Genomic DNA, 23,944 nt, shown 5'->3' on the forward strand with positions numbered 1-23,944 from the left:
GTCTAAGGCTTGGGCCTTGCCGCTGCTTGCGACATGGCCTTGGCCACGCCGCGCAGGATGTGGATCTCCTCCTCGGTCAGGCCGGCGCGGTTGAACAGCTGGTTCAGCCGCGGCATCAGCTTCTTGGGCGCGGCCGGGTCGAGGAAGCCGATGTCCACCAGCGCGCGCTCCCAGTGCGCGAGCATGCCCGCCACCGCCTGCGCATCCGCCGGCGCCACCGCCCGCCGCGTGTCCGCCGCCGGCGCGAAGCCGCCCAGCGCCTGCCGCCATTCGTAGGCGATCACCTGCAGGGCCGCGGCGAGGTTGAGCGAACCGAAATCCGGATCGGTCGGGATGCTCAGCGCGACGTGGCAGCGGTACACGTCGGCGTTGCTGAGCCCGAAGCGCTCCGGGCCGAAAACGAAGCCGACGCCCACCGGCGCGGGCGCCTGCCGCACCAGTGCGGCGAGATGCTCGCGTGGCGCGGCCGTGGGCGGGCCGAAGTCGCGCGGGGTCATGGCGGTCGCGCACAGGTGCGACAGGCCGTCCAGCGCGGCATCGAGCGTGGGCACCACGCGTGCGCGGGCCAGCACGTCGGTCGCGCCGCTGGCGCGTTGCAGGGTTTCTTCACGGGTGAGCACGTCGGCCCAGCGCGGCGCCACCAGCACCAGGTCGGAAAAGCCCATCACCTTCATGGCACGGGCGGCGGCGCCCACGTTGCCCGCGTGGCTGGTCTCGACGAGGATGAAACGGGTCTTCACGGCGGCAAAAGTACAATCGCGCTATTGTCGTGCGTCCGCATCGCCGGACCGCTCCCCCGCTCCGGGCAGCCTGCCCGCGGCCCGCTCCTCCCCGCACAATTCATGTCGTCCAACCTGCACCCCATGCTGAACGTGGCCATCAAGGCCGCACGCGCCGCCGGCGCCATCATCAACCGCGCCGCCCTCGACGTGGAGTCCGTGCGAATCTCGCGCAAGCAGGTGAACGACTTCGTGACCGAGGTGGACCACGCGTCAGAGAACGCCATCATCGAGACCCTGCTCACGGCCTACCCGGACCACGGCATCTTGGCCGAGGAGTCCGGCCGCACGCACGGCCGGCAGAACGCCGAGAACGTCTGGATCATCGACCCGCTGGACGGCACCACCAACTTCATCCACGGCTTCCCCGTCTATTGCGTGAGCATCGCGCTCGCCGTGCGCGGGCGCATCGAGCAGGCCGTGATCTACGACCCCACGCGCAATGACCTCTTCACCGCCACGCGTGGGCGCGGCGCCTACATGAACGAGCGGCGCATGCGCGTGAGCAAGCGCACCGACCTGCGCCAGTGCCTCATCTCCACCGGCTTTCCCTTCCGCCCCGGCGACAACTTCAACAACTACCTGCGGATGATGGGCGACGTCATGCAGCGCACCGCGGGCCTGCGCCGCCCGGGCGCGGCGGCGCTGGACCTGGCCTACGTGGCCGCCGGCTTCACCGACGCCTTCTTCGAAACGGGCCTCTCGCCCTGGGACGTGGCGGCCGGCTCGCTGCTGGTCACCGAGGCCGGCGGCCTGGTGGGCAACTTCACTGGCGAGCCCGACTTCCTGGAGCAGCGCGAATGCCTGGCCGGCACGCCCCGCATCTACGGCCAGCTGGTGCCCATCCTGCAGAAGTACAGCCGCTTCGCCACCGCCGGCGAGAAGGCGCAGGTGCGCCAGGCCGCCGAAGCCGACGCTCCGCCCGCAGCCCAGGAAGAGGAAGCGCCGCGCGACGCCGAATAGCCGAGCTTGCCGGAGCCCGGCCTTGGGGGCAGCATGTGGCCAGTCCCATGCGTGCGACCTGGCTTCAGCCTCTCCTTTGCCGCCTCGTGCTGCCCCTGGCCCTGGCCGGGTGCGGCGGCGGCAGCTTCAGCTTCTTCTGGTCCGATGACGACCTGCTGCTGCGCGACCCCTTCATCGTCATCGAGAGCCCCACGACCGAGCCCGTCTTCGTGACGGACGCACCCGTGCTCGCCCTGGCGGGGCGCGCGTCGCACGCGGTGCGAGTGGTCGTGGTCAACACCAGCACCGGCGTTTCGGTCCCGGCCCAGCTCAGTTCGCCGGGTGGGCACGGCAGCTGGCTGATCGAGGGCATCGCGCTGCAGGTGGGCAGCAACGTGCTGCTGGCGCTGGCCGAAGGGGAGTTCGATCACGTGACCGCGAGCGACACGCTCACGGTCACGCGTCGGGCGGTGCCGTAGTGGGTCAGCGCACTGACTTCGTGACCTGCGCGGTCGCCTCATTGCTGATCAGGCGACCGCGGCTCTGACCGATCCTGCAGGGGCTGGTCGCTGGCGGCGTCATCGCACCGTCCCTCGTGGTGAGCTACGCGCACACCGATGCGGACATCGACCGGACGATCGAAGCGGTGGACGGGGCGCTGGAGGTCTACGCCTGCGCCCTGGAGGACGGCGTGGAGCGCCACCTGGTGGGCGAGCCCACGCGCATCGTGTTCGGCCGGCGCTGAGGCTTCGCGGCCTCTTGGAAGCACCTTCCCCCTCTGGGGGAAGGCTGGGATGGGGGCCGCGAGAGAAGTGGCGTGGCCGGCGCACGGGCCCCCACCCCAACCCTCCCCCAGAAGGGGAGGGGGCCTCCGCCCCTTCCCACCGTCCCGGATAATCGGGCGCTTCGCTTCGCCACCCATCGGTTCGCCCGAGGAGACCCCCCTTTGACCACGGACCCGGGCTGCCCCACGCCCGACCTCAGCGCCCACACGCCCATGATGGCCCAGTACCTGGGCATCAAGCACCAGCATCCCGGCACGCTGGTCTTCTACCGCATGGGCGATTTCTACGAGCTGTTCTACGAAGACGCCGAGAAGGCCGCCCGGCTGCTGGACATCACGCTCACGCGCCGCGGCCAGTCGGCCGGGCAGCCGGTGACCATGGCCGGCGTGCCCTTCCATTCGGTGGAGACCTACCTGGCCCGCCTGATCCGCCTGGGCGAGTCGGTCGCCATCTGCGAGCAGGTGGGCGAGGTCGGCGCGGGCAAGGGCCCCGTGGAGCGCAAGGTGGTGCGCGTGGTCACGCCCGGCACGCTGACCGACACGGCGCTGCTGAACGACAAATCCGAGGCCCTGCTGCTGGCCGTGCACCAGGGCCCGCGCAACCGCCTCGGCCTGGCCTGGATGGCGGTCACGCAGGGCGCCATGCAGCTGGCCGAGTGCACCGGCGACGAGCTGGAGGCCTGGGTGGCGCGCATCGGCCCGAGCGAGCTGGTGTACAGCGCCGAGGTCACGCCCGCCTTCGAAGCACGCCTGAAGGACCTGCGCATGGGCCTGCCGCTGTCCCTCACCCTGCGGCCGGCCTTCCAGTTCGACGCCGGCCTGGGCCACCGCAAGCTGCTGGAGCAGCTGGCCGCGGTCAGCCTGGGCGCCTGGGACGCCGACGCGCTGTCGCAGGCGCATGCGGCGGCGGCCGCCCTGCTGGCCTATGCCGAGCACACCCAGGGGCGCGCCCTGACCCATGTGCAGGCGCTGCGCGTGCAGCGCGAAGGCGAACTCATCGACCTGCCGGCCACCACCCGGCGCAACCTGGAGCTGGTGCAGACCCTGCGCGGCGACGACGGGCCCACGCTCTTCAAGCTGCTGGACAGCTGCATGAGCGGCATGGGCAGCCGCGCCCTCAAGGGCTGGCTGCTGGAGCCGCGCCGGGACCGCGCCGAGGCCGTGGCACGCCACGAGGCCATCGCCGCCCTGCGCGAAGGACCCTGGCAGGCGCTGCGCGATCGGCTCAAGGGGCTGAGCGACGTGGAGCGCATCACGGCGCGCATCGCCCTGCGGCAGGTGCGTCCGCGCGAACTCGTGGGGCTGGCGCAATCGCTGGAGGGCGCGGGTGCACTGGCGCCGCTGCTGCAGGCGCACCAGGGCCTGCTCGCCGCCATCGGCGAGGACCTGACACCGCCCCAGGGCTGCGCCGTGCTGCTCTCGCAGGCGCTGCTGCCGGAGCCGGCCGCCCTGGTGCGCGACGGCGGCGTGATCGCGCCCGGCCACGACGCCGAACTCGACGAGCTGCGTGCCATCCAGGAGAACGCTGACGGCTTCCTGCTCAAGCTGGAGGCGCAGGAGCGCGAGCGCACCGGCATCGCCAACCTGCGGGTGCAGTTCAACAAGGTGCACGGCTTCTACATCGAGGTCACGCAGGGCCAGCTGGACAAGGTGCCGGCCGACTACCGCCGCCGCCAGACGCTCAAGAACGCCGAGCGCTTCATCACGCCCGAGCTCAAGGCCTTCGAGGACAAGGCGCTGTCGGCCCAGGAGCGTGCGCTCGCGCGCGAAAAATGGCTGTACGAGCAACTGCTGGATGCACTGCAGCCCCACGTGCCGGCGCTCTCGCGCCTGGCGCGGGCGCTGGCATCGCTGGACGCGCTGTGCGCGCTGACCGAACGCTCGCTCACCCTGGAGTGGTCACGCCCGGTCTTCACGCGCGAGCCCGGCATCGAGATCGTGCGGGGGCGCCACCCGGTCGTGGAGGCGCGCCTGGCCGAGACTTCCAGCGGCGCCTTCATTCCCAACGACACGCGCCTGTCGCCACGCCAGCGCATGCAGGTCATCACCGGCCCCAACATGGGCGGCAAGTCCACCTACATGCGGCAGGTGGCGCTGATCTGCCTGCTGGCCGCCATGGGCTCCTACGTTCCGGCGCAGGCCTGCCGGCTCGGGCCCCTGGACGCCATCCACACCCGCATCGGCGCGGCCGACGACCTGGCCAATGCGCAGTCCACCTTCATGCTGGAGATGACCGAGGCCGCGCAGATCCTGCATGCGGCCACGCCGCACAGCCTGGTGCTGATGGACGAGATCGGCCGCGGCACCTCCACCTTCGACGGACTGGCGCTGGCCTCGGGCATCGCCGCATTCCTGCACGACCGCACCCAGGCCTACACGCTCTTTGCCACGCACTACTTCGAGCTGACGGAGTTCCCCGCGCGGCACCACGCGGCCGTGAACTGGCACGTGAGCGCCACCGAGTCGGGCCGGGACGTGGTCTTCCTGCACGAGCTGCAGCCCGGCCCGGCCAGCCGCAGCTACGGGATCCAGGTGGCGCGCCTGGCGGGCATGCCGGCCGCGGTGGTGAACCATGCGCGCCATGCGCTCGCGGCGCTGGAGGAGCAGCAGGCGCAGTCGCGCGAGCAGGTAGACTTGTTCGCGCCGCCGCCCGAGGCGCCCGTCGCGGTGCACAGCGCGGTCGAGGCGGCCCTCGCCGCGCTCGATCCGGACGCACTCAGCCCGCGCGAGGCCCTGGACGCCCTCTACCAACTCAAGAAGCAATTGCAGCCATGACCTACTGCGTCGGCATCAAGCTCAACGCCGGTCTGGTGTTCCTGTCCGACTCGCGCACCAACGCGGGCGTGGACCACATCAGCACCTTCCGCAAGATGATCGTCTACGAGCGGCCCGGTGACCGCTTCATGGTGCTCCTCACCGCGGGCAACCTGTCCATCGCACAGTCGGTGCGCGAGATCCTGCAGACCGAGCAGCTCAAGGACCCGGGCGGTGGCGAGCCCGTGTCCATCTGGAACGCGCGCAGCATGTTCGACGCCACCCGCGTGCTCGGCCAGGCCGTGCGCCATGTGTACGAGCGCGACGCCGAGGCGCTGCGCCATTCGGGCGTGGAGTTCAACGTCTCCATGATCTTCGGTGGGCAGATCCGCGGCGAGGGCATGCGCCTGTTCAGCGTCTATTCCGCCGGCAACTTCATCGAAGCCACCGCCGAGACGCCCTTTTTCCAGATCGGCGAATCCAAGTACGGCAAACCCGTGCTCGATCGGCTCGTGCGCCCCGAGACCAGCCTGGACGAGGCCGCCAAGTGCGCCCTGGTGTCCATGGATTCCACCATGAAGTCCAACCTCTCCGTGGGTCCGCCGCTGGACCTGGCCGTGTACGAGGTGGACCGCTTCGCCTCCGAGAAGCTGGTGTGCATCGACATGTCCAACCCCTACTACCGCATGGTCCACAGCAGCTGGGGGCAGAAGCTGCGCGAAGCCTTCGACAGCGTGCCCGATCCGGTCTGGCAGGGTGCGACCGACTTGCCCCTGGCCACCGAGAGCTGCCAGCACAAGCCGCTGCGCAAGATCGGACGGCCGGAAGAGCGGCTGATCTGAATGGCCCTGGTCGTCTTCGCGCACGCCAACAGCTTTCCCGCCGGCACCTACACCCAGCTTTTCGGCCACCTGCGCGCACGCGGCTTCACCGTCAAGGCGCTGGAGAAGTTCGGCCACGACCCGCGCCATCCGGTCCGCAACAACTGGTGGGAGCTGGTGGAGCAGCTGCACGAATTCGCCGAGGCCGCCGCGGTCGCGGCGGGCGAACCGGCCTTCCTCGTGGGGCATTCGCTGGGCGGGTTCCTGAGCGTGATGTGTGCGGCACGTCATCCGGAGGTCGCGCGCGGCGTGCTGATGCTGGACTCGCCACTCCTGGGCGGCTGGCGTGCCACGGCTTTCGGGGCCATCAAGCTCACGCCACTGGTGGGCGCCATCTCGCCCGGCGCCGTGAGCCGAAGGCGCCGCAACCGCTGGCCCTCGCGCGAGGAAGCGCTCGAACATTTCCGCCACAAGAAGGCCTTCGCACGCTGGGACGAACAGGTGCTGCGGGACTACATCACCTTCGGCACGCACGACGAGGACGGGCAGCGCGTCCTGAGCTTCGACCGTGATGTGGAAACCGCCATCTACAACACCCTGCCCGACAACCTCGACCGCCTGCTGCGGCGCCACCCGCTGCGCTGCCCGGCCGCCTTCATCGGCGGGCTGCAATCGCTCGAGCTGCGGCAGGTGGGCCTGGCGATGACGCAGCAGGTGACGCACGGGCGCATGACCATGCTCGATGGCAGCCACCTGTTCCCGATGGAAAAACCGCTGGCGACAGCGGCGGCCATCGAGGCCTCGTTGCTGGCGATCAGCTAGAGCGAGGGGCTAGGCATTCGGCCAGGCGGCCAGCACCACGATGCCGAAGGCGATGCGGTACCAGGCGAAGGGCACGAAGCTGTGGCTGGCCACGTAGCGCAGCAGCCAGCGCACGCAGATCCAGGCGCTGGCGAAGGAGAACACCAGGCCGATCACGAACATGGGCGCATCCTCCACCGACAGCAGCGCGCGTTCCTTCCAGAGGCTGTAGACGCCGGCGCCGATCAGGGTGGGAATGGCGAGGTAGAAGGAGAAGTCGGTTGCCGCGCGGCGTGACAGGCCCATGAGCATGCCGCCGATGATGGTGGCCCCGCTGCGGCTCATGCCGGGAATGAGCGCCACGCACTGTGCCAGGCCCACCTTGAGCGCATCCCAGGTGCTCATGTCGTCGGTGTGCTCGATGCGGGCCGCCACCGGTGCGCGCTTCTCGGCCCAGAGGATGATCAGGCCGCCCACGATGAGCGCGGTGGCCACCACGTCGGGCGTGAAGAGATGGGCCTTGATGGTGGCACCCAGGAGCAGGCCCAGCACGATGGCCGGCAGCACGCCGATCACCACGTTGGCCGAGAAGCGCCGGGCCAGCGGCTGCGACGGCAGGCCCACGACGGTGGTGCGGATCTTCTGCCAGTACACGAGGATCACCGCGAAGATGGCGCCGGTCTGGATGGCAATGTCGAAGACCTTGGCCTTGGCGTCGGTGAAACCCAGCAGGGAGCCGGCGAGGATCAGGTGCCCGGTGCTGGACACCGGCAGGAACTCAGTCAGGCCCTCCACGATGCCCATGAGGGCGGCCTTGACCCACAACATCACATCCACGCGCGGTTCCTCTCGGGCAAAGAGCCGGATTATCGCTGGGCCATGCTGCACTGCGGGGCATTGGAGCGGGTTCACTCCTTCCCCCGTTGGGGGAAGGTTGGGATGGGGGCCCGCGTGAAGCAGCGTGGCCGGCGCGCGGGCCCCCACCCCAGCCCACCCCCAAAGGGGGAGGGAGGGAGTGAACCGCTCCGGCATCACGTCGAGGCGGCGTCCTACAAGACGGCTGAGGCTCGCGCGGTTTACTAGCGGTGTTGCGAATGCATCAGGCGGCGCGGTGAAAGCTTGCGGCGCCTGGCAAGGGAAATCACCCCGACTCCTCTGAGTCCCCTCCTCCTCCGGGGTGAGCTGGTCCGGCCCTCCGTCCCGCGACTGGCATGTTCGCCCCCAGGGTTCAACCTGGGGGCGTTTTTTTTCCTGCGCGTATGCCTACCCGGCCACGGGCACTGCTCCTACCCGCCAATGCAAGGAGCACGCTCACGTCCGCCCGGCTGGCTTCAGTACGGTCGTGCACGTGAACAGCGACAAGCCCAAGGACCCAATGCGCGAGCGCCAGGAGCGGCCCAAGGCCGCCAGGCCGGCACGCGATGCCATGGAGGGCCGAGGCAGCGCACGGGGCCGAAGCGGCTATGGCGTGGAAAGCCTGCGCCCCCACCTGCGCGAGCAGCTCGCGCTCAAGGAACTGCTCGCCGGCGGCTCGCCGATGACTCAGGCCAAGCCGCGCGGCTGAATCCCGCCGGAACGCCGGCGCCCCTCCTGCCGTCCCTCAGTGTCTTGCGCGTCCGCGGTGGCCGTGGCCATGCGGGTGCTTGCCCGGGTGCGAGGGCTTCCAATGATGGATCGGACGACCGTAGTTCGCACCGAACACGGGTGGGCGCAAGTGGCTGCCGTGGGGTGCATAGATGACCGGCGGAGGCGCGTAGATGACCGGCGGCGGACTGAACACAGGGTGTGGCTGCACGAACACCGGAGCGGGCCGCACATAGACCGGCGCGGGCCGGACATACACCGGCGAGGGCTGGACATAGGCCGGCGGCTGCACGTACACCGGCGCAGGCTGGACGTAGATGGGCGCGGGATGCACGACATGCGGTCGCACGTTCCCCACGGCGACCGACACACCCGGCGCGGGTGACATGTCCACGGACCAGTACACCCGATCGCGTGCCTGCGCGGCGCCGGCGACGATCAGGGCGATGGCCGCGCCCGCGAGGCGAAGGCCACGATGGAGGCTGGTGGGACGCATGGGATGCTTTCGATGCTGGGGACGAACCCGACGCCTTCCATTGGACGCTTCAGCGCGACCGTCGTGGGCGGCCGCCCGGTCAAAGCCGTTGCCGGAAGTAACATTGCCTGAGCGCCACCTAGAATCGGGCGGCTATGACCGCGCCAGCCGACAAAGACAGCCCGAAAGCGAGCAACTTCCTGCGCCAGATCATCGAGCGCGACCTGGCCCAGGGCAGCTATGCGCAGCGTCGCTGGGCCGGGCGTCCGGCCGATGCCACCACCCATCAGGCCGGCGAGATCGATCCCGCACGCATCCGCACCCGCTTTCCGCCCGAGCCCAACGGCTACCTGCACGTGGGCCATGCCAAGAGCATCTGCCTGAACTTCGGCCTGGCCCGCGAGTACGGGGGCGTGTGCCACATGCGGTTCGACGACACCAACCCCGAGAAGGAGGAGCAGGAGTACGTCGACGCCATCCTGGACGCGGTCCACTGGCTGGGCTTCGGCTGGGACGCCAATGGCACCAGCCACCTGTACCACGCGAGCGACTACTTCGACTTCATGTACCGCGCCGCCGAGTACCTGGTCGAACAGGGCCTGGCCTACGTTGACGAACAGACGCCCGAGCAGATGCGCGCCAACCGCGGCGACTTCAGCCGTCCCGGCGTGGACAGTCCCTACCGGAACCGCACGCCGGCCGAGAACCTGCAGCGCTTTCGCGAAATGCGCGAGGGCCAGCTGCCCGACGGCGCGGCCGTGCTGCGGGCGCGCATCGACATGGCCAGCCCCAACATCAACATGCGCGACCCGGCCCTGTACCGGATCAAGCATGCGGAGCATCACAACACGGGCGACCGCTGGTGCATCTACCCCATGTACACCTTCGCGCACCCGATCGAGGATGCGCTGGAGAACATCACCCACAGCCTGTGCACGCTGGAGTTCGAGGACCAGCGCCCGTTCTATGACTGGCTGCTGGACCGCCTGCGCGAAGGTGGGCTCATCAACGCGCCGCAGCCGCGCCAGTACGAGTTCGCGCGCCTGAACCTCACCTACGTGCTCACCAGCAAGCGCAAGCTCAAGCAGCTGGTGGACGAAGGCCATGTGAGCGGCTGGGACGACCCGCGCATGCCCACCATCGTCGGCCTGCGCCGGCGCGGCTACACGCCCGAGAGCCTGCAGCTGTTCTCCGAGCGCATCGGCGTGACCAAGGCCAACGGCTGGATCGACTTCAGCACGCTGGAGATCGCACTGCGCGACGACCTGGACCCCAAGGCGGCTCGCGCCATGGCGGTCATCGATCCGCTCAAGCTCATCGTGGAAAACTGGGACGAGGCCATGGGCGCCGGGCACCTGGAGCCCTGCACCGCACCCGTCCACCCGCACCAGCCCGAACGCGGGCAGCGCCATTTCGTCTTCGGTCGCGAGCTCTGGATCGAGCGCGGTGACTTCGAGGAGACCCCGCCCAAGGGCTACAACCGCCTCTACCCCGGCAACAAGGTGCGCCTGAAGTACGGCTACGTGGTCGAGTGCGTCGGCGCGGACAAGGACGCGCAGGGCCACGTGCAGGCGGTGCGCGTGCGCGTCTTTCCGGAAAGCAAGAGCGGCACACCCGGCAGCGACAGCGTCAAGGCCAAGGGCGTGATCACCTGGGTGGCCGCGGCCGATGCGGTGGCAGCGCAGGTGCGTCTGTACGACCGCCTCTTCGCCGTGGCGCAGCCGGACACCGGCGAGCGCGACTTCCTGGAAGAACTCAACCCGGACAGCCTGAAGGTCGTCAGCGCCTGGGTGGAGCCCTCGCTCGCGCAGGCCCGGCCCGACGAGAAGTTCCAGTTCGAGCGCCACGGCTACTTCGTGGCCGACCGCAAGGACCACGCGCCCGGCCAGCCGGTCTTCAACCGCGTGACCGGCCTGAAGGACACCTTCGCGCGGACCTGAGCGCACGGCCGGGCCACGAAGGCGTGAAGGAATCGTAGCGAGCGGCTTGAGGTGGCGCGGAGCATCGCAGCCGTACAAGCGGACGGCGAGAAGCGCAGGCGCCAGATCGGGACGCGCAGTCGATTCATTCACACCTTCCGCGCTTGTCACTGATTCGAACCGCGCCCCCACGGCGCGCGCCAGCCCGGCCACAATGCATCCATCATGCATTTGCCGAAGCCGACCCGACGCCGGGTGCTGGGCCGTCTGGCCTGGCCGCTCGCGGCCGCGGCCCTGGCGGGCTGCGCCGGCTTCCCCGGCGCACCCACGCGCTATCGCATCAGCGCTGCGCAACTCGAGGAGTCCCTGCGCGAGCGCGTGCCCCTGCGCCACTCCATGGGCGGCATCGTGGAGGTCACGGCCAGGGTGGACGGACTGCGCATGCTCCCCGAGCGCGAGCAGGTGGCCGCCCAGGTGAAGTTCGAGTCCAGCGGGCCCTTGCTGCCGCAAAGCTTCCACGGCTCCTTCGACCTGCTGTTCGGACTGCGCTGGGAACCGTCCGACCACAGCCTGCGGGCGCACCAGCTGGAGCTGCGTTCGCTGCGGCTGCCCATGGTGGTGGGGCGCAGCGCGCAACTGCTGGAGGCCGCTTTGACCGCGGTTTCGCGCCAGCTCATCGGCGACGTGGTGCTGCACCGCCTCAGCCCGCGCGAGGTGCAGCGCCTGCGCGGCTGGGGCCTGCGGCCCGACACCATCGATGTGACGCCGGACGGCCTGGAGCTCGGGTTCGCCCCGCTCGCATGAGAGGAGATGCCCATGACCATCGATTCCAGCCCCGGCCTCGGTGTCCTGCTCTATCGCTACTTCTTCTTCGGCTGGCTGTTCAAGGATGTGAGCCGGGGCAACCTCTTCGAGCGCGCCGCCGCCTGGCGCCACAACCAGGCGCAGGCGCAGTGGCTGCCCACCTACATGCGCCGCTGGCTGGCCTGGGGGCTGGGCTTCTACGTGCTGGGGTGGGCCCTGGAGCTCGCGCTCGGCTCGGCGCTGCTGTCGGCCTTGTTCTACGTGCCCGGCGCCTTGAGCGTGCCGGTCAATGCGGTGATCGCGGCCGCGTGGCTCGGCCTGAAGTCACTTCCGGGTCCGTTCTAGGCCGCGGCTGCGTGGGCGGACGGCCATCGGGCGGGAAGGTTTCGCCAGGACGGTGCACCAGCGGACGCGAGCGAAGCATTTCCGCGAACGCGCTGTCCGCCCCCTCGCCACCACGGGAGCGGCTCGGGCTGCGCGCCGGTGCAGGACCATCGGTCGATGAAGGCTTGGACGACTCGGTCACTTCGAACTCCCGAAGAGCGGCGCCTGGGCCGGGCACCATGTCAAGCGGGTTTCAGGTTAGCACCGTGTCGAAGGCAGCGGTGCAAGTCCGCGCAAGACACCTGAGATTGGTCAAGCCCTCGCGGCGCGCAACTTCATCATTTCGTTCTCACCCTGGCCGTTTCCGCTGCCCGGCACCGTCTCGCCCTGACGGTCCAGCACCTCGTCGAGGCGCCGCGCGAGCGCCTCGTCGGCATCCGGGCCGCGGCCGATGTAGGCGCCGCGCGTGAGCGTCACATGCGCGGACTCGAAGCTGCCGGCGCCCGCGCACAGGATGGTGCGGCTGGGAGCCTCCTGGCTCGCCAGCACCAGCATGGCGGGCACCACGGCCTCCGGGCCGAAGGCCTCCAGCATGTCGGGCGGGAACAGCTTCTCGGTCATGCGCGTGGTCGCCGTGGGCGCCAGGCAATTGACGTGGATGCCGTGCTTCGCGCCTTCGAGCGCGAGCGTCTGCATCAGGCCCACGAGGGCCATCTTCGCGGCGCCGTAGTTGCTCTGGCCGAAGTTGCCGTACAGGCCCGAGGACGAGGTGGTGAGCACGATGCGGCCGTAGCGCTGCGCCACCATGTGCGGCCAGGCCGCCTTGCAGGCATGCACCGCGCCCATGAGGTGCACGTCCAGCACCTGCCGGAAGTCCTCCAGCTCCATCTTGGCGAAGGTCTTGTCCCGCAGGATGCCGGCGTTGTTCACGAGCACATCGATGCGGCCCCAGGTGTCCAGGGCGCGCTGCACCATGCCCTGCACCGCGTCGAAGTCGGTGACCGACGCGCCGTCGGCGACCGCCTCGCCGCCCCGGGCGCGGATCTCCTCGACCACCGCCTGCGCCGCCGTCGCGGACCCGCCGCTGCCGTCCACCGCGCCGCCCAGGTCGTTCACGAGCACGCGGGCGCCACGCGCCGCGAGCGCCAGCGCATGCTGGCGGCCCAGGCCGCCGCCGGCGCCCGTCACGATGGCCACGCGGCCGCTGAAATCCAATGCCATAGCACTCCTCGGAAATTCGATCGATGTCGGCTCGAACTCTAGCGCGTGCGGGCGCCCGCGCGCGTCCCCCCGGAACGTGTGAGCCTCGGACGGCTTCTCGTGCTGCGCTGCGGGCTTGCTGTCGTGGCTTGCCGGGTCTCGGCCCGGCGGCCGACCTCCTTCTTTTGCTTCGCCAAAAGAAGGAGGCAAGAAAAGGCGACCCGGGTGGCTGCGACCCCGCGGCTTCGCCGCGGGGCAACCTGCGCCGAAGCGCTTCGGCCGGGGTCCGCGTGAAACTCGCCCTGCGGGCTCAGACAGCACGCGGCCCTTTATCCGGCCGAAGCACTCCGGCGCAGGCGCATCCACACGGGCGGGGGAGAGGGACCGACACGGCCTGCGGCCGTGTCCTCGGATTAGAGAAATTGGGCCGAGCGCAGCGATGGCCCGAGACAGCCCCCTGTGGACGTGCCGAGGAGCGCAGGGCGGCGGGGAAAAAGAAGCGGGCCTTGTCTGAGCCCGCAGGGCGAGTTTGGCCCGCTTCCCCCGCCGGCCGAGCACCGCAGGTTGCCCTGTTCACCGCGCAGCGGTGAACAGGGACACGGCCACCGGGGTCGCCTTTTCTTTGCCTACTTTCTTTTGGCGAAGCAAAAGAAAGTAGGTCGCCCGCCGGGGCGAGACCCGGCAAGCCACGACCGAACAAGCGCCACTTCAACGAAGGCCTAGTCCAGCAACCCAAGCGACTCAGGGAGCCGCGCCCAGCGCCGTGATGATGTCCACCACGCGCCCCGCACCGGGCGCGAGCAGCATGAGGTCGGCGCCGACGCGCACGTAGCGATACCCGGCCGGTACCGGCGGCAGCTGCACGACCAGGGCCTGCGGTACCGGCTGAAGCGTCACGTCACCGGGCAGCAGCTTGCCGACCGCCCAGGTGCGCGCTCGCCCGGGCGGAAGGCACACGGGCCCCTTGCGCGACAGCCCCGGCGGGCAGGTGTTCGGGTACTGCTCCTGGTAGAAGCGCGCCACCACCGCCCTGTGGTGCGGCTCGAACACGGCGCCGGCTCGGGGCACGGGAGCCTCGGCGCTGCTCGCGGCTGCCGCCGCCCCCGCGGCGCGCGACTGCGCCGCGCCGAAGCTGAGGATCGCGGCAACCAGGACGATCGCCGCGCGCATCACACCGAGGCGAGTGCGGGCGCGACCGCCGCGCGCGAGAGGCCCAGGCGCTCGGGGGCGATGTACTGCTGTCGGTAGTGCTCGAAGGGCAGGCTGTCGCGGGCCTCGATGTCGCGCTGGTCCTGCAGCGACTGTTCGGACAGCGCCGCGAAGCGCGCCTGCTGCGCGGCGCTGAAGGGCAGCGCCATCAGCTTGGCGCGCGTGGCTTGCGAGAGGCCGAGCGCGAAGTCCAGGAAGCAATTGTCGTAGTCGCGCGCCATGGCCTCGAGCACGCGGGCCGAGGGCAGCAGCTCCGGCGCATCGACCAGGGCCTGCCCGGCGCGCAGTGCGTCGCGCCAGTCGGTGCTGCCGTGGGCGGCGTCCAGGGCCTCGGCCGCCGGCTCGAACTCGCGCAGCAGCTCGGCGGCCCAGCGGGCGAGCGTGACCTGCGAGTCGCCGCGCTCCAGCAGCAGCCCGGGCTGGCGGCCGTGGGCGGCCGTGCGGTGCTGGTTGCGCCCGATCTGCGCGATCTCCTCGGGCGTGTCGGGCGGGCTGTCCGCGAGCAGGCAGTGCAGCAGGAACACGTCCAGGAAACGCATGGTGGGCGCCTTGATGCCCACCGGCACGAAGGGGTCGAGGTCGAGCAGCCGCACCTCCACGTATTCGACGCCGCGCTCGCGCAGCGCGTGCAAGGGCCGCTCGCCGGGAAAGATCACGCGCTTGGGCCGGATCACGCCGTAGAACTCGTTTTCGATCTGCAGCAGCGTGGTGGCGAGCTGGTTGTACTCGCCGCCGGGGTTGACCACGCCCAGCGCTTCATAGGCGGGATACGGCCGCGTCAATGCGTCCTGCAGCGAGGCGGCGTAGCCGTCCAGGCCGTTGTAGCTCACGGCCAGGCTGGCCTGCGCCTCGCTCTGGTAGCCCAGGCGCCCCATGCGCAGGGAGGTTCCGTGCGGCATGTAGAGCGTGCCCTCGCGCAGGCTCTGCAGCTCGTGCTCGCGCCCAGCCACGAAGGACGAACACACGGCGGGCGAAGCGCCGAAGAGGTACAGCAGCACGAAGGCATGCCGGCGGAAGTTGCGGATGAGGGCGAAGTAGCGCTCGCTGTCCAGCCCCGGCATGGACCAGTTGTAGTGGATGCCCGAGATGGTCTGCATGCGCCTGCCATAGCGGTACGCGAGACCCGTGCGGTAGACGCTCTTGGCGCGACCCACGTTCGAGTTGCCGTAGCGCCCGATGGGAATGGTCTCGTCGGCCGGCAGCCGGCAGGGCATGCTGGACACCCACATCAGCTCGTCGCCGAGCGCGCGGTAGGTGAACTGGTGGATGCGCAGCAACTCCTCCAGGCAGGTCTCGGGCGAGGCGTGCACGCCCGTGATCAGCTCCAGCTGCGACTCGCTGTAGTCGGTGGTGATGTTCGGGTGGGTGAGCGCGCTGCCGAGCGCCTGCGGATGCGGCGTGAGCGCCAGGGAGCCATCGCCGTTGGCCCGCAGGCTCTCTTTTTCGACGCCTCGGCGGATGCCCTTGAGGTGCTGCGGATCGAGGCGGGCCAGAGCCGGGGCGGGGATTCTCATAACTTGTCTCTGTGCCGGGGCGTGTATCGGCCCGGAAGGTAACACCATTGCGTTTTTCGTGCTCGCGGCCCGCTCAGCCTGCGCCCAGCACCCGGACCAGCCACTGCTGGAGGTCCGCGATCTCCTCCATGGAGACCGTATGGCCCATGGGGTATTCGTGCCACTCCACACCCAGGCCGAGCCCGGCCAGCAGGTCGCGGCTGGCGCGGCCGCGCTCGACCGCGACGATCTCGTCCTGGCTGCCGTGCGCCATGAACACCGGCACGTCCGCATTGGCCGGGTTGCGTTCCGCCGCCGTGCTGTCCGCCAGCGGCAGGTAGCCCGAGAGCCCCGCGATGCCGGCCAGGCGCGATGCGTGGCGCAGCCCCGTGAGCAGGGCCATGGCGCAGCCCTGCGAGAAGCCGGCGAGCACCATGCGACGGGCGGGGATGCCCCGCGCCTGCTCGCGCTGCAGCAGCGCATCGACGGATGCGAGCGAGGCGCGCAGCCCGGCCTCGTCCTCGCGCCGCGCGAGGTCCGCGCCCAGGATGTCGTACCAGGCGCGCATGCGATAGCCGTTGTTGATGGTCACCGGCATGACCGGCGCGTGCGGGAACACGAAGCGCACCGGTCCCACGGCACGCAGGTCCAGCGCCTGCGCCACCGGAACGAAGTCGTTGCCGTCCGCGCCCAGCCCGTGCAGGACCACGACGCAGGCCTTGGGCTGCGGCCCGGTCTCGAATTCCAGTGTCTGCAATTGACTCATGATCTGATCCTTCGTTCGGCGGGATTGTCCTACAGGGCCGGCGAGCAGCGGTTGCGCACACTGGAGCGACACCCAAGCCCTGCAGAGAAGGAGACCCATGCAAGTACAAGTGAACGCCGGCGACGGCATCGAGAGCACCGAAGCGCTGGAGCGCTGGGCCAACGACTACCTGAACGAGGCGCTGGCGCGGTTTCGCCAGGACATCACCGGCATCGAGGTGCAGCTCAAGGACGAGAACAGCGGCAAGAGCGGCCCGGCCGACAAGCGCTGCCTTCTCGAAGCCCGCGTGACCGGCCAGGACCCCATGGTGGCCGAGCACCGCGCGGAGAACCAGGACATGGCCATCCGGGGCGCGACGCAGAAGCTGCTGAAGGTTCTGGACCACCGCCTGGGCAAGCTGGAGCGGCGCGGAAATCATGACCGGGAGACCATTCGCAAGACGGGCAGCCCGCTGGTCTGACAAGGCGTGACGCGGCCGCCCACGTCCCTGGCTGGCTAAGATCGCCGCCTCTTCGACAGCAATGCAGGAGGTTGGGCCATGGCCATGGATGTGATCGACTTCGAGATCCGCGGCGCGGAGATGCAGTTCGTCGAGCTCGAGCTCGACCCGGGCGAAGCGGCCATCGGCGAGGCCGGCAGCATGATGTTCATGGACGCCGGCATCACCATGGACACCGTGTTCGGCGACGGCAGCGCCCAGCAGGGTGGCCTCTTCGGCAAGCTGCTGGGCGCGGGCAAGCGGCTGGTCACGGGCGAGTCGCTCTTCACCACCATCTACACCAACAGCGTGCAGGCCAGGCAGCGCGTGGCCTTCGCCGCCCCCTACCCCGGCAAGATCCTGCCCATGGACCTGCGCCAGCTCGGCGGCACGTTGATCTGCCAGAAGGATGCCTTCCTCTGCGCTGCCCGCGGCGTGTCGCTGGGCATCGCACTGCAGCAGCGCCTGGGCACCGGCTTCTTCGGCGGTGAAGGCTTCATCATGCAGAAGCTCGACGGCGAAGGCCTGGCCTTCGTGCATGCCGGCGGCACCGTGGTGCGGCGCGAACTCGCGGCCGGCGAGACATTGCTGGTGGACACCGGCTGCGTGGTGGCCTACACACCTTCGGTCTCGTTCGAGATCCAGTACGTGGGCAAGATCAAGACGGCGCTCTTCGGTGGCGAAGGCCTGTTCTTCGCGCGCCTGCGCGGCCCGGGGACCGTGTGGCTGCAGAGCCTGCCTTTCTCGCGGCTGGCCTCGCGCGTGTTCGCGGCCGCGCCGCAGCGCGGCGGCTCCAAGGGCGAGGGCTCGCTGCTCGGCGGTTTCGCGGGCGGCTCTCTCCTAGGCGGGGCGTTCGGCGGGGACGACGAATAGGTAGGGCGTGCTCCCCGGCTGCCACCGGGAACGCGCCTACGTGACATCAGGCGGGCGGATTGCGAGCCGTCCGAGGCGGCCTCCCCACACTGGAATCGTGCCAGGCCGGGTCTCATGCCAATTAACGACAGGGATCGGACTTCCGCGCATCGCCGCGAAACGACCGACCATTGTCCAGTGAGCCCAGCCGGCCCCTTTTCCGCCGTGGACAACCGGAGAGCCGCATGACCCAAGTCCTCACCCGCATCCTGCTTCCGGTCGCGATGGCAGCGGCCGCGATGACCTCGTCGGCCGCCGCCACGGAGACCGCCAGCGCACCAGCCCACCCGCAACGAACCCACGCCACCGCCCAGGGCGCACTGCTGTCGAGCCGAGAAGCCGACGAAGTCCGCAACGTCATCCTGGCGCAGATCCAGGCCATGGCCGAGAACGACGCCGAGCGCATGTTCGAGACGACCACCCCGGAAGTGCGGGCGGCCATCGGCAGCTCCGGCCGTTTCCTGGCCATGATGCATGGGGCCTATCCCATGGTGTACCAGCCCTCGGCGGTCAACTTCCATCCGCCGCACCGCAAGTCCGACGGCGCCTTCCAGCTGGTGGAGATCAAGGACCGCAACGACCAGTCGTGGCTGGCGGTCTTCATCGTGGAGCAGCAGCCCGATCACAGCTGGCGCGTGAGTGGCTGCGCCGTGACAGAGAACCCCTGGCTGCCGGCCTGAGCCGCCCGAGCCTTGCTCGCCAAAGAAAAGAGCCGCGGTATCCGCGGCTCTTTTTCCTCCCTGCGAATAATTCTAGTTTTTGAATCAGTTGCGGTCGGGACGCATCATGCGGTCCTGGCCCACGGCGCCCTGGTTCATGCCGCCCTGCGCGCCCATGGTGCTGCGGCGCTCCGTGTCACCCAAGGTGGTGGTGGCCGGACGAGTCGTGTCGGCGCCCGCAGCGCCGGTCGCGCCCATGGTGCCGGTGGTGCCCGTCGTGGCAGCCGTGCCGGGGGTGGCGGGCGTGGTCGTGGCGCTGGGCGCGGTCGTGGCGCTGCCCATGCTGCCCGAGGACGTGGCGCCCGGCGTGGGCGTGCCCGTCGTGCCCATGGGGGCGTTCTGCGTGTTGCGCTGGCCCGCGCCCATGGCGGGGTTGGCCGCGCCGGTGGTGGGCGGCGTGCCCTGGGCGAAGGCGGTGCCCATGGCGGCGACGGCGGCGCCCGCCAGCAGGCCCTTGAGAAGCTTGGAAGTGGTCATGGTCGATGGCTCCTTTGTTGATCGAGCCGGCAGGCTTGCCGACTGCGCACAGCCTAGGCTCGGCCAGGCAAGGCTGCGTCAGAGCTTCTCAGGACCTGGTGTCAGACAGGGGACCGCCGAGGCAATGGATTTATGCGTGAAGAGCTCGAGGATGTCCGCACCGTGCGGGGCCCCACATTCACCTGCTGCGAGGCGGATTCGGGCAGCACGTACACCACCCCGGCCCGGCGCCCGAAGACCTCCTGCACGTGCTTGAGGTAGAAGTCCACCGGCACCACCACGCAGCCGAGCGAGTCGCGGTTGTCGCGCGGGCTGGCCGAGGCGAGGCGCGCCAGGCGCTCCTCGTAGCGCGGTCCCTCGCGAACGCGGTGGATCGCGAAGGCGGCGTCGTAGTCCAGCCAGACCACGTGCTCGCCCTGGAGGTTGCGGCCCGGCTTGGTTTCGAAGCGGCCCGCTGGCGTGGTGCGCTCGTCCCGCCCGACGCGCCCGAGCTGCGTGCGCTGGCCCACGCCCGGGGTGGTGTGGTCGCCCACCGTCTGGCCGACGATGACCGGCGTGGACGTGATCAGCGCCTGCGTCGCATCGAAGAGGTAGAGGGTGGCCGCCTGCTTGTCGACGATGGCGAAGGGCATGCCCTGCGCATCACCGCTGGCCAGCACCCACTCCGCGAGGGACCGCGCCTGCGGACCCAGTTCCGCCATGGTGTCGTCCTGCGCCTGCACCGGGCACGCACCGATCCACAGGGCTGCCGCCAGCAGCCAGCTCGCTTGTCTCAGCATTCCGTCGTCCTGTGTCGCGCGCGCCCGTGAAGGACGCGCGGCAGTGGTCGCTCCACCCCTCGTGGAGCTCGACCGAACGCGGGATGCTAGTGTTCGAGGTTACTTTTCCAGAGCTTCGTCACGCGCCCCGTGCAATGCGAGGCGCTTACCGTGACGAATTTGCGAAGAGCGCGAGCACGTCGGCATTCGGCACGTCATAGGAGCCGAAGAGCGCTTGCGGTGCCTGGGTTTCCGGCAGCACGTAGATCACGGCGCCGCCCTGCTTGCGCACGACCGGACTCAGGACGTCCTCGTAGAAGCTGCGCGGCAGGTTGATGCAGCCATAGGAGATGCGGTTGTCGCTGGGCGTGGCCGACGCGAGGCGCTGCAGCCGACGCTCCGACTTCACGATGGGACGGACCCGATGCATGGACACCGCCGCTTCGTAGTCCACCCACACCACGTCCTCGCCGTGCGAGTTCAGGCCTGGCTCGGCGATGAAGCGACCGGCCGGCGTGGTGCGCTCCTCCGGCTTGACCTCGGCTATGGGCTTGTCGCCCACGCCCGGCACCGTGTGGTCACCCACCTGCGAGCCGAGCAGGACGGGAGCCGTGCCCAGCAGCCGGCCTTCGCGGTCGAAGACGAACACGCGCGCGTCGCGCTTGTCCACCACCACCACGTTGCGCTTGCCGTTGTCGCCCGAGTGCAGCGCCCAGTTGGCGACATGCCTCGCCTCGGGCGATGCCGGTTCGGTGCCGAACTGGGCCAGGCGCACGATGCGCCGGTCGGCCGCCTGAGCCGGCTGCCGGCCGGTGAATGCCGGTTCGGCGCTCTCCCCGGCGCCCGCAGCCTCGACCGCCGCAGTCGCCCCGGCGTCCGGTGACGGCGAGGCCATCGCGGCGCTCTGCCGGCCCGGCGGAATGGCCAGCACCAGGATGGCGGTACCGACCAGCAGGGCGTGGCGCAGCGATTCGGCGAAGGGCTTGGCGGCAGGTCGGCTCGGCAATTGGGGCATAAGGCGTTTCCTTCGAGGCCGGCGCGACGCGGGGGAGCGCGCCGAGCCGGGACGTCAGGCCATGAGGAGGCCGTACGAATCAGCTTAGGAAGCCGCCTGCCCGACCGGGGTGCGTCGAAGGCCCCATGCGCTGTAGGAAACGCCCTGTCACCAATTGCGGCTCAGCTCGAGCGGGCCGCAGGTTCCGCCTCGGCGGCGTCCTCGGTCTTGCGCACACCGCGGATGTTGAGTGCCGCCAGCGCCACCTGCAGGGTGATGAGCGCCCAGGCGCTCGCGTGCAGGCCCCAGGCCACCCACATCACGTTGCTCACGAGGAAGACCCAGAAGCCCACGTTGCGGCGCACGGGCCGATTGGAAGCGACCAGCCAGGCGGCCAGCACCGTGGCCACCATGGCGGGCCACTGCACGAGGTTGAACAGCGGGTGGGAGAAGTCCATGGCGCGGCACCATGCCGCGACCGGGAGCGCGCCGCTGTAGGACCGGTGCCTCAGACGCTGTGGCGCGGCACCAGCCGCCACAGCGAGGTGACTTCGCGGGCGCGCGCGAAGGCCAGCGCGTCCTGCGCGTCGGACGCCTTGGGGTGGCGCGGGCGGACGTCCAGCCGGTCCTGCACGCGCAGGCCGCCCTGGTCGATCCACGCCAGCAGCTCGTCGCGGCTGCGCAGCCCCAGGTGCTCGGCGAGGTCGGAAAGGATCAGCCAACCCTCCCCCTGCGGCGTCAGCCGCTCGCACAGGCCGGCGAGGAAGCCGCGCAGCATGCGGCTGTCCGGGTCGTACACGGCCTCGTCCAGCGCGGAGACCGGTTTGGCCGGCAGCCAGGGCGGGTTGCACACGACCAGCGGTGCGCGGGCGTCGGCGGGCGGGGGAAACAGGTCGGCCGGGACGACGTCCACGCGGTCGGCCAGGCCCAGGCGCTGAAGGTTGTCGCGCGCGCAGTCCAGGGCGCGCGGGTTCAGGTCGGTCGCGACCACGCGCTCGATGCCCCGGCGCGCCAGCAACGCGGCGACCACGCCGGTGCCGGTCCCCACGTCCCAGGCGAGGCTGCGGTCGCGCGGCAGGGCGGCCTTCGCGACCAGGTCCAGGTACTCGCCCCGCACGGGCGAGAACACGCCGTAATGCGGATGGATGCGGGCCGCCTCGCCCGTGCCCAGCGCCGGCACCTCCACGCCCTTGCGGCGCCACTCGTAGGCGCCCACGGCGCCCAGCAGGTCGCGCAGCGAGACCAGCACCGGCTCGCCGGCCGGCGGACCCCAGGCCTGGGCGCAGGCCTCGCGCCAGTCGGGTGCGCGCCGCAGCGCGATGCCGCCATCAGCCTGCAGCTCGATCAGCAGCATGCCGAGCAGGCGCGAGCGGCGTGCCTGCGCCTGGCGCTGGCGGTGGAAGGCCTCGGCGGGCGAGGATGGCGCGGCGGGGTGCCGGCCGCGCGCGGGCCGGTCGATGCGCCGCGCCAGGGCCTGCAGCAGCTGGCGGGCATTCTGGAAGTCGCCGCGCCAGACGAGCGCCGTGCCCTCGCAGGCCAGCCGGTAGGCGCTGTCCGCAGGGGTCTGGTCGTCCGCGGCCTGCACGCGCGCCGGGGCCGGCCAGCCGGACTGCGAGCGCCAGAGGGCGCTGTGTTCCTGGCCCTGCTCGCTCCAGCGCAGATGCTGCGGGGCGTTCACGCCGTCGCCCGCCGCGGCACGAGGCGGCGCGCGAGGCTCACGGCCGCGAGCACCAGGGCCCCGGCGACGATGCCCACGAGTGCTTCCACGCCCAGGCCCAGCAGGAACTCGACGGCACCGCCGAAGGAGTGCAGCCAGTCTTCCACCGCATGCGCCAGGGGTTCGAACCCGTGCAGCAGGATCGAGCCGCCCACGAGGAACATGGCCGCCGTGCCGACGACCGACAAGGCTTTCATCAGCCAGGGCGCAGCGCGCAGGATGCCGCGCCCGAGCGACCGCGCCGCGGCACTCGCGCGGCCGGTGAGGTACAGGCCCAGGTCATCGAGCTTCACGATGGCGGCCACCAGGCCATACACCCCCACCGTCATCAGCAGCGCGATGCCGACCAGCACCGCCACGCGCTGGCCGAAGGTGGCCTGAGCCAGCGTTCCCAGCGAGATCACGATGATCTCGGCCGACAGGATGAAGTCGGTGCGCACGGCGCCCTTGATCTTGTCCTTCTCCAGGGCGATCACGTCCACGGCAGGGTCGTCCAGCGCCTGGGCGAGCTGCCGGTGATGCGCCTCGTCCTCGTGCCGGCTGTGCAGGAATCGGTGCGCCAGCTTCTCGAAGCCTTCGTAGCAGAGGAAGGCGCCGCCGACCATGAGCAGCGGCGTGATGGCCCAGGCGGCGAAGGCGCTGATGGCCAGGGCCGCCGGCACCAGGATGGCCTTGTTGACGAGCGAGCCCACTGCCACGGCCCAGACCACCGGCAACTCGCGTTCGGTGCGCACGCCGGTCACCTGCTGCGCGTTCAGGGCGAGGTCGTCACCCAGCACCCCCGCCGTCTTCTTCGCCGCGACCTTGGTCATGGCCGAGACGTCGTCGAGCAGGCTGGCGATATCGTCGAACAGGGCGAAGAAGCTGGAAGCCATGAAGGGTCGCGCGCGGCGCAAGTGAGCGTCGCGCGATTATGGAAGCCGGGCAGCCGGCTTCGTCACGTGTTGCCGGTGGGGTACGGACCGCGCAGCTTGCGGCCGTCGTCCAGCGTGGGCTCGCGCTCACGGTCGGCCTTGGGGTTGGGGTGGTGCTGCACGGCGTTGGATCCCTCGGAGTCGCTGCCGACCTGCGGCTCGGGCTCCTCGCGCGGCGGGATCACGTCGGGTGCGCTGGCGGGTGGCTTGGGCATGGAAGAATCCTCCACGTTGTCGGAAACTCACCTTATCCAGCGCGTGGCGACATCCCTGTAGGAGGGTGGCGCGGCCGGTGCCTGCGGCGGGCGCCGTGCAAAGAC

The 23,944-nt window shown here is 70.2% G+C and carries 27 protein-coding genes; 13 read left to right on the forward strand and 14 right to left on the reverse strand.

The window, feature by feature from the left end:
* Nucleotides 1-2: 2 nt before the first annotated feature.
* The gene (locus EZ242_RS19840; RefSeq protein ID WP_135286932.1) at nt 3-740 is read right to left on the reverse strand and encodes an RNA methyltransferase; all 738 of its coding nucleotides are present in this window, start codon (nt 738-740) and stop codon (nt 3-5) included.
* Nucleotides 741-842: 102 nt separating this feature from the next.
* Between EZ242_RS19840 and EZ242_RS19845 the strand changes: the two genes are divergently transcribed.
* The 6 genes from EZ242_RS19845 to EZ242_RS19865 all read left to right on the forward strand — a co-directional run bounded on the left by EZ242_RS19845 (nt 843) and on the right by EZ242_RS19865 (nt 6,902).
* Nucleotides 843-1,742 (forward strand): inositol monophosphatase family protein, encoded by a 900-nt coding sequence (locus EZ242_RS19845; RefSeq protein ID WP_135286933.1) that lies wholly within the window; start codon nt 843-845, stop codon nt 1,740-1,742.
* 86 nt (nt 1,743-1,828) lie between these two features.
* A complete protein-coding gene (locus EZ242_RS19850; protein WP_167784888.1) occupies nt 1,829-2,200 on the forward strand; it encodes a hypothetical protein in 372 nt (123 codons plus the stop codon).
* A 119-nt stretch (nt 2,201-2,319) separates the two neighbouring features.
* A complete protein-coding gene (locus EZ242_RS22135) occupies nt 2,320-2,466 on the forward strand; it encodes a hypothetical protein (protein ID WP_167784890.1) in 147 nt (48 codons plus the stop codon).
* Nucleotides 2,467-2,718: 252 nt separating this feature from the next.
* Nucleotides 2,719-5,280 carry a DNA mismatch repair protein MutS gene (gene mutS, locus EZ242_RS19855; protein ID WP_135287014.1) on the forward strand — a complete coding sequence of 854 codons (2,562 nt, stop codon included), beginning with the start codon at nt 2,719-2,721 and terminating at the stop codon, nt 5,278-5,280.
* On the forward strand, nt 5,277-6,101 hold the full coding sequence (locus tag EZ242_RS19860) for a proteasome-type protease (protein WP_135286935.1): 825 nt from the start codon (nt 5,277-5,279) through the stop codon (nt 6,099-6,101). Before mutS ends, EZ242_RS19860 begins: the two co-directional genes overlap by 4 nt.
* On the forward strand, nt 6,102-6,902 hold the full coding sequence (locus EZ242_RS19865; RefSeq protein ID WP_135286936.1) for an alpha/beta fold hydrolase: 801 nt from the start codon (nt 6,102-6,104) through the stop codon (nt 6,900-6,902).
* Nucleotides 6,903-6,911: 9 nt separating this feature from the next.
* On the opposite strand, the gene EZ242_RS19870 is transcribed toward EZ242_RS19865, so the two are convergent.
* On the reverse strand, nt 6,912-7,718 hold the full coding sequence (locus tag EZ242_RS19870) for an undecaprenyl-diphosphate phosphatase (RefSeq protein ID WP_135286937.1): 807 nt from the start codon (nt 7,716-7,718) through the stop codon (nt 6,912-6,914).
* 511 nt (nt 7,719-8,229) lie between these two features.
* Here EZ242_RS19870 and EZ242_RS19875 point away from each other — a divergent pair.
* Nucleotides 8,230-8,445 carry a hypothetical protein gene (locus EZ242_RS19875; protein WP_135286938.1) on the forward strand — a complete coding sequence of 72 codons (216 nt, stop codon included), beginning with the start codon at nt 8,230-8,232 and terminating at the stop codon, nt 8,443-8,445.
* A gap of 36 nt (nt 8,446-8,481) precedes the next feature.
* On the opposite strand, the gene EZ242_RS19880 is transcribed toward EZ242_RS19875, so the two are convergent.
* Nucleotides 8,482-8,961: a hypothetical protein gene (locus EZ242_RS19880; protein ID WP_135286939.1), complete on the reverse strand. Its 480-nt coding sequence runs from the start codon at nt 8,959-8,961 to the stop codon at nt 8,482-8,484.
* Between the two features lie 134 nt (nt 8,962-9,095).
* Between EZ242_RS19880 and EZ242_RS19885 the strand changes: the two genes are divergently transcribed.
* The 3 genes from EZ242_RS19885 to EZ242_RS19895 all read left to right on the forward strand — a co-directional run bounded on the left by EZ242_RS19885 (nt 9,096) and on the right by EZ242_RS19895 (nt 12,008).
* Nucleotides 9,096-10,880: a glutamine--tRNA ligase/YqeY domain fusion protein gene (locus tag EZ242_RS19885; RefSeq protein WP_135286940.1), complete on the forward strand. Its 1,785-nt coding sequence runs from the start codon at nt 9,096-9,098 to the stop codon at nt 10,878-10,880.
* A gap of 204 nt (nt 10,881-11,084) precedes the next feature.
* Nucleotides 11,085-11,663 carry a DUF1439 domain-containing protein gene (locus EZ242_RS19890; RefSeq protein WP_135286941.1) on the forward strand — a complete coding sequence of 193 codons (579 nt, stop codon included), beginning with the start codon at nt 11,085-11,087 and terminating at the stop codon, nt 11,661-11,663.
* 12 nt (nt 11,664-11,675) lie between these two features.
* Nucleotides 11,676-12,008: a hypothetical protein gene (locus EZ242_RS19895; RefSeq protein ID WP_135286942.1), complete on the forward strand. Its 333-nt coding sequence runs from the start codon at nt 11,676-11,678 to the stop codon at nt 12,006-12,008.
* Nucleotides 12,009-12,299: 291 nt separating this feature from the next.
* Here the strand turns inward: EZ242_RS19895 and EZ242_RS19900 are convergent, their stop codons facing one another.
* The 4 genes from EZ242_RS19900 to EZ242_RS19915 all read right to left on the reverse strand — a co-directional run bounded on the left by EZ242_RS19900 (nt 12,300) and on the right by EZ242_RS19915 (nt 16,655).
* Entirely contained in the window at nt 12,300-13,208 is a 909-nt protein-coding gene (locus EZ242_RS19900) for an SDR family NAD(P)-dependent oxidoreductase (protein ID WP_135286943.1), read from the reverse strand.
* A gap of 720 nt (nt 13,209-13,928) precedes the next feature.
* Entirely contained in the window at nt 13,929-14,357 is a 429-nt protein-coding gene (locus EZ242_RS19905; protein WP_135286944.1) for a DUF1236 domain-containing protein, read from the reverse strand.
* Nucleotides 14,357-15,910 carry a glutamate--cysteine ligase gene (gene gshA / locus EZ242_RS19910; protein WP_135286945.1) on the reverse strand — a complete coding sequence of 518 codons (1,554 nt, stop codon included), beginning with the start codon at nt 15,908-15,910 and terminating at the stop codon, nt 14,357-14,359. Before gshA ends, EZ242_RS19905 begins: the two co-directional genes overlap by 1 nt.
* Before the next feature lie 73 nt (nt 15,911-15,983).
* Nucleotides 15,984-16,655 carry an alpha/beta hydrolase gene (locus tag EZ242_RS19915; protein ID WP_135286946.1) on the reverse strand — a complete coding sequence of 224 codons (672 nt, stop codon included), beginning with the start codon at nt 16,653-16,655 and terminating at the stop codon, nt 15,984-15,986.
* A gap of 97 nt (nt 16,656-16,752) precedes the next feature.
* Between EZ242_RS19915 and EZ242_RS19920 the strand changes: the two genes are divergently transcribed.
* From EZ242_RS19920 to EZ242_RS19930, 3 genes are all read left to right on the forward strand, one after another.
* Nucleotides 16,753-17,115, forward strand: coding sequence for an HPF/RaiA family ribosome-associated protein (locus tag EZ242_RS19920; RefSeq protein ID WP_135286947.1), 363 nt, complete (start codon nt 16,753-16,755; stop codon nt 17,113-17,115).
* Between the two features lie 78 nt (nt 17,116-17,193).
* Nucleotides 17,194-18,006 carry a TIGR00266 family protein gene (locus tag EZ242_RS19925; RefSeq protein WP_135286948.1) on the forward strand — a complete coding sequence of 271 codons (813 nt, stop codon included), beginning with the start codon at nt 17,194-17,196 and terminating at the stop codon, nt 18,004-18,006.
* Between the two features lie 224 nt (nt 18,007-18,230).
* Nucleotides 18,231-18,725, forward strand: coding sequence for a DUF4864 domain-containing protein (locus tag EZ242_RS19930; RefSeq protein ID WP_135286949.1), 495 nt, complete (start codon nt 18,231-18,233; stop codon nt 18,723-18,725).
* A gap of 84 nt (nt 18,726-18,809) precedes the next feature.
* On the opposite strand, the gene EZ242_RS22265 is transcribed toward EZ242_RS19930, so the two are convergent.
* The 7 genes from EZ242_RS22265 to EZ242_RS19965 all read right to left on the reverse strand — a co-directional run bounded on the left by EZ242_RS22265 (nt 18,810) and on the right by EZ242_RS19965 (nt 23,839).
* Entirely contained in the window at nt 18,810-19,241 is a 432-nt protein-coding gene (locus EZ242_RS22265; protein ID WP_205960695.1) for a hypothetical protein, read from the reverse strand.
* A 101-nt stretch (nt 19,242-19,342) separates the two neighbouring features.
* Nucleotides 19,343-20,020, reverse strand: coding sequence for a L,D-transpeptidase (locus tag EZ242_RS19940; RefSeq protein WP_205960696.1), 678 nt, complete (start codon nt 20,018-20,020; stop codon nt 19,343-19,345).
* A gap of 145 nt (nt 20,021-20,165) precedes the next feature.
* On the reverse strand, nt 20,166-21,014 hold the full coding sequence (locus EZ242_RS19945; RefSeq protein ID WP_240787174.1) for a hypothetical protein: 849 nt from the start codon (nt 21,012-21,014) through the stop codon (nt 20,166-20,168).
* Nucleotides 21,015-21,175: 161 nt separating this feature from the next.
* Nucleotides 21,176-21,451, reverse strand: a complete 276-nt coding sequence (locus tag EZ242_RS19950) for a hypothetical protein (RefSeq protein WP_135286950.1) — start codon at nt 21,449-21,451, stop codon at nt 21,176-21,178.
* 50 nt (nt 21,452-21,501) lie between these two features.
* Nucleotides 21,502-22,671: a N5-glutamine methyltransferase family protein gene (locus EZ242_RS19955; RefSeq protein ID WP_240787175.1), complete on the reverse strand. Its 1,170-nt coding sequence runs from the start codon at nt 22,669-22,671 to the stop codon at nt 21,502-21,504.
* On the reverse strand, nt 22,668-23,585 hold the full coding sequence (locus EZ242_RS19960) for a DUF808 domain-containing protein (protein WP_135286951.1): 918 nt from the start codon (nt 23,583-23,585) through the stop codon (nt 22,668-22,670). Before EZ242_RS19960 ends, EZ242_RS19955 begins: the two co-directional genes overlap by 4 nt.
* Nucleotides 23,586-23,647: 62 nt before the next feature.
* Nucleotides 23,648-23,839, reverse strand: a complete 192-nt coding sequence (locus EZ242_RS19965; protein WP_135286952.1) for a hypothetical protein — start codon at nt 23,837-23,839, stop codon at nt 23,648-23,650.
* Nucleotides 23,840-23,944: the final 105 nt, after the last annotated feature.

Origin of the sequence: Ramlibacter rhizophilus (assembly GCF_004681965.1) — a bacterium.
Lineage (GTDB): Bacteria > Pseudomonadota > Gammaproteobacteria > Burkholderiales > Burkholderiaceae_C > Ramlibacter > Ramlibacter rhizophilus.

What these genes read in the sequence shown, in the direction of transcription:
- EZ242_RS19940 (WP_205960696.1), bottom strand. Translation starts at nt 20,020, where the DNA reads ATGCTGAGACAAGCGAGCTGGCTGCTGGCGGCAGCCCTGTGGATCGGT.
- EZ242_RS22265 (WP_205960695.1), bottom strand. Translation starts at nt 19,241, where the DNA reads ATGACCACTTCCAAGCTTCTCAAGGGCCTGCTGGCGGGCGCCGCCGTC.
- EZ242_RS19905 (WP_135286944.1), bottom strand. Translation starts at nt 14,357, where the DNA reads ATGCGCGCGGCGATCGTCCTGGTTGCCGCGATCCTCAGCTTCGGCGCG.
- EZ242_RS19890 (WP_135286941.1), top strand. Translation starts at nt 11,085, where the DNA reads ATGCATTTGCCGAAGCCGACCCGACGCCGGGTGCTGGGCCGTCTGGCC.
- EZ242_RS19885 (WP_135286940.1), top strand. Translation starts at nt 9,096, where the DNA reads ATGACCGCGCCAGCCGACAAAGACAGCCCGAAAGCGAGCAACTTCCTG.
- EZ242_RS19965 (WP_135286952.1), bottom strand. Translation starts at nt 23,839, where the DNA reads ATGCCCAAGCCACCCGCCAGCGCACCCGACGTGATCCCGCCGCGCGAG.
- gshA (WP_135286945.1), bottom strand. Translation starts at nt 15,910, where the DNA reads ATGAGAATCCCCGCCCCGGCTCTGGCCCGCCTCGATCCGCAGCACCTC.
- EZ242_RS19930 (WP_135286949.1), top strand. Translation starts at nt 18,231, where the DNA reads ATGACCCAAGTCCTCACCCGCATCCTGCTTCCGGTCGCGATGGCAGCG.
- EZ242_RS19900 (WP_135286943.1), bottom strand. Translation starts at nt 13,208, where the DNA reads ATGGCATTGGATTTCAGCGGCCGCGTGGCCATCGTGACGGGCGCCGGC.
- EZ242_RS19945 (WP_240787174.1), bottom strand. Translation starts at nt 21,014, where the DNA reads ATGCCCCAATTGCCGAGCCGACCTGCCGCCAAGCCCTTCGCCGAATCG.
- EZ242_RS19925 (WP_135286948.1), top strand. Translation starts at nt 17,194, where the DNA reads ATGGCCATGGATGTGATCGACTTCGAGATCCGCGGCGCGGAGATGCAG.
- EZ242_RS19915 (WP_135286946.1), bottom strand. Translation starts at nt 16,655, where the DNA reads ATGAGTCAATTGCAGACACTGGAATTCGAGACCGGGCCGCAGCCCAAG.
- EZ242_RS19880 (WP_135286939.1), bottom strand. Translation starts at nt 8,961, where the DNA reads ATGCGTCCCACCAGCCTCCATCGTGGCCTTCGCCTCGCGGGCGCGGCC.
- EZ242_RS19865 (WP_135286936.1), top strand. Translation starts at nt 6,102, where the DNA reads ATGGCCCTGGTCGTCTTCGCGCACGCCAACAGCTTTCCCGCCGGCACC.
- EZ242_RS19960 (WP_135286951.1), bottom strand. Translation starts at nt 23,585, where the DNA reads ATGGCTTCCAGCTTCTTCGCCCTGTTCGACGATATCGCCAGCCTGCTC.
- EZ242_RS19845 (WP_135286933.1), top strand. Translation starts at nt 843, where the DNA reads ATGTCGTCCAACCTGCACCCCATGCTGAACGTGGCCATCAAGGCCGCA.
- EZ242_RS19950 (WP_135286950.1), bottom strand. Translation starts at nt 21,451, where the DNA reads ATGGACTTCTCCCACCCGCTGTTCAACCTCGTGCAGTGGCCCGCCATG.
- mutS (WP_135287014.1), top strand. Translation starts at nt 2,719, where the DNA reads ATGATGGCCCAGTACCTGGGCATCAAGCACCAGCATCCCGGCACGCTG.
- EZ242_RS19920 (WP_135286947.1), top strand. Translation starts at nt 16,753, where the DNA reads ATGCAAGTACAAGTGAACGCCGGCGACGGCATCGAGAGCACCGAAGCG.
- EZ242_RS19895 (WP_135286942.1), top strand. Translation starts at nt 11,676, where the DNA reads ATGACCATCGATTCCAGCCCCGGCCTCGGTGTCCTGCTCTATCGCTAC.
- EZ242_RS19860 (WP_135286935.1), top strand. Translation starts at nt 5,277, where the DNA reads ATGACCTACTGCGTCGGCATCAAGCTCAACGCCGGTCTGGTGTTCCTG.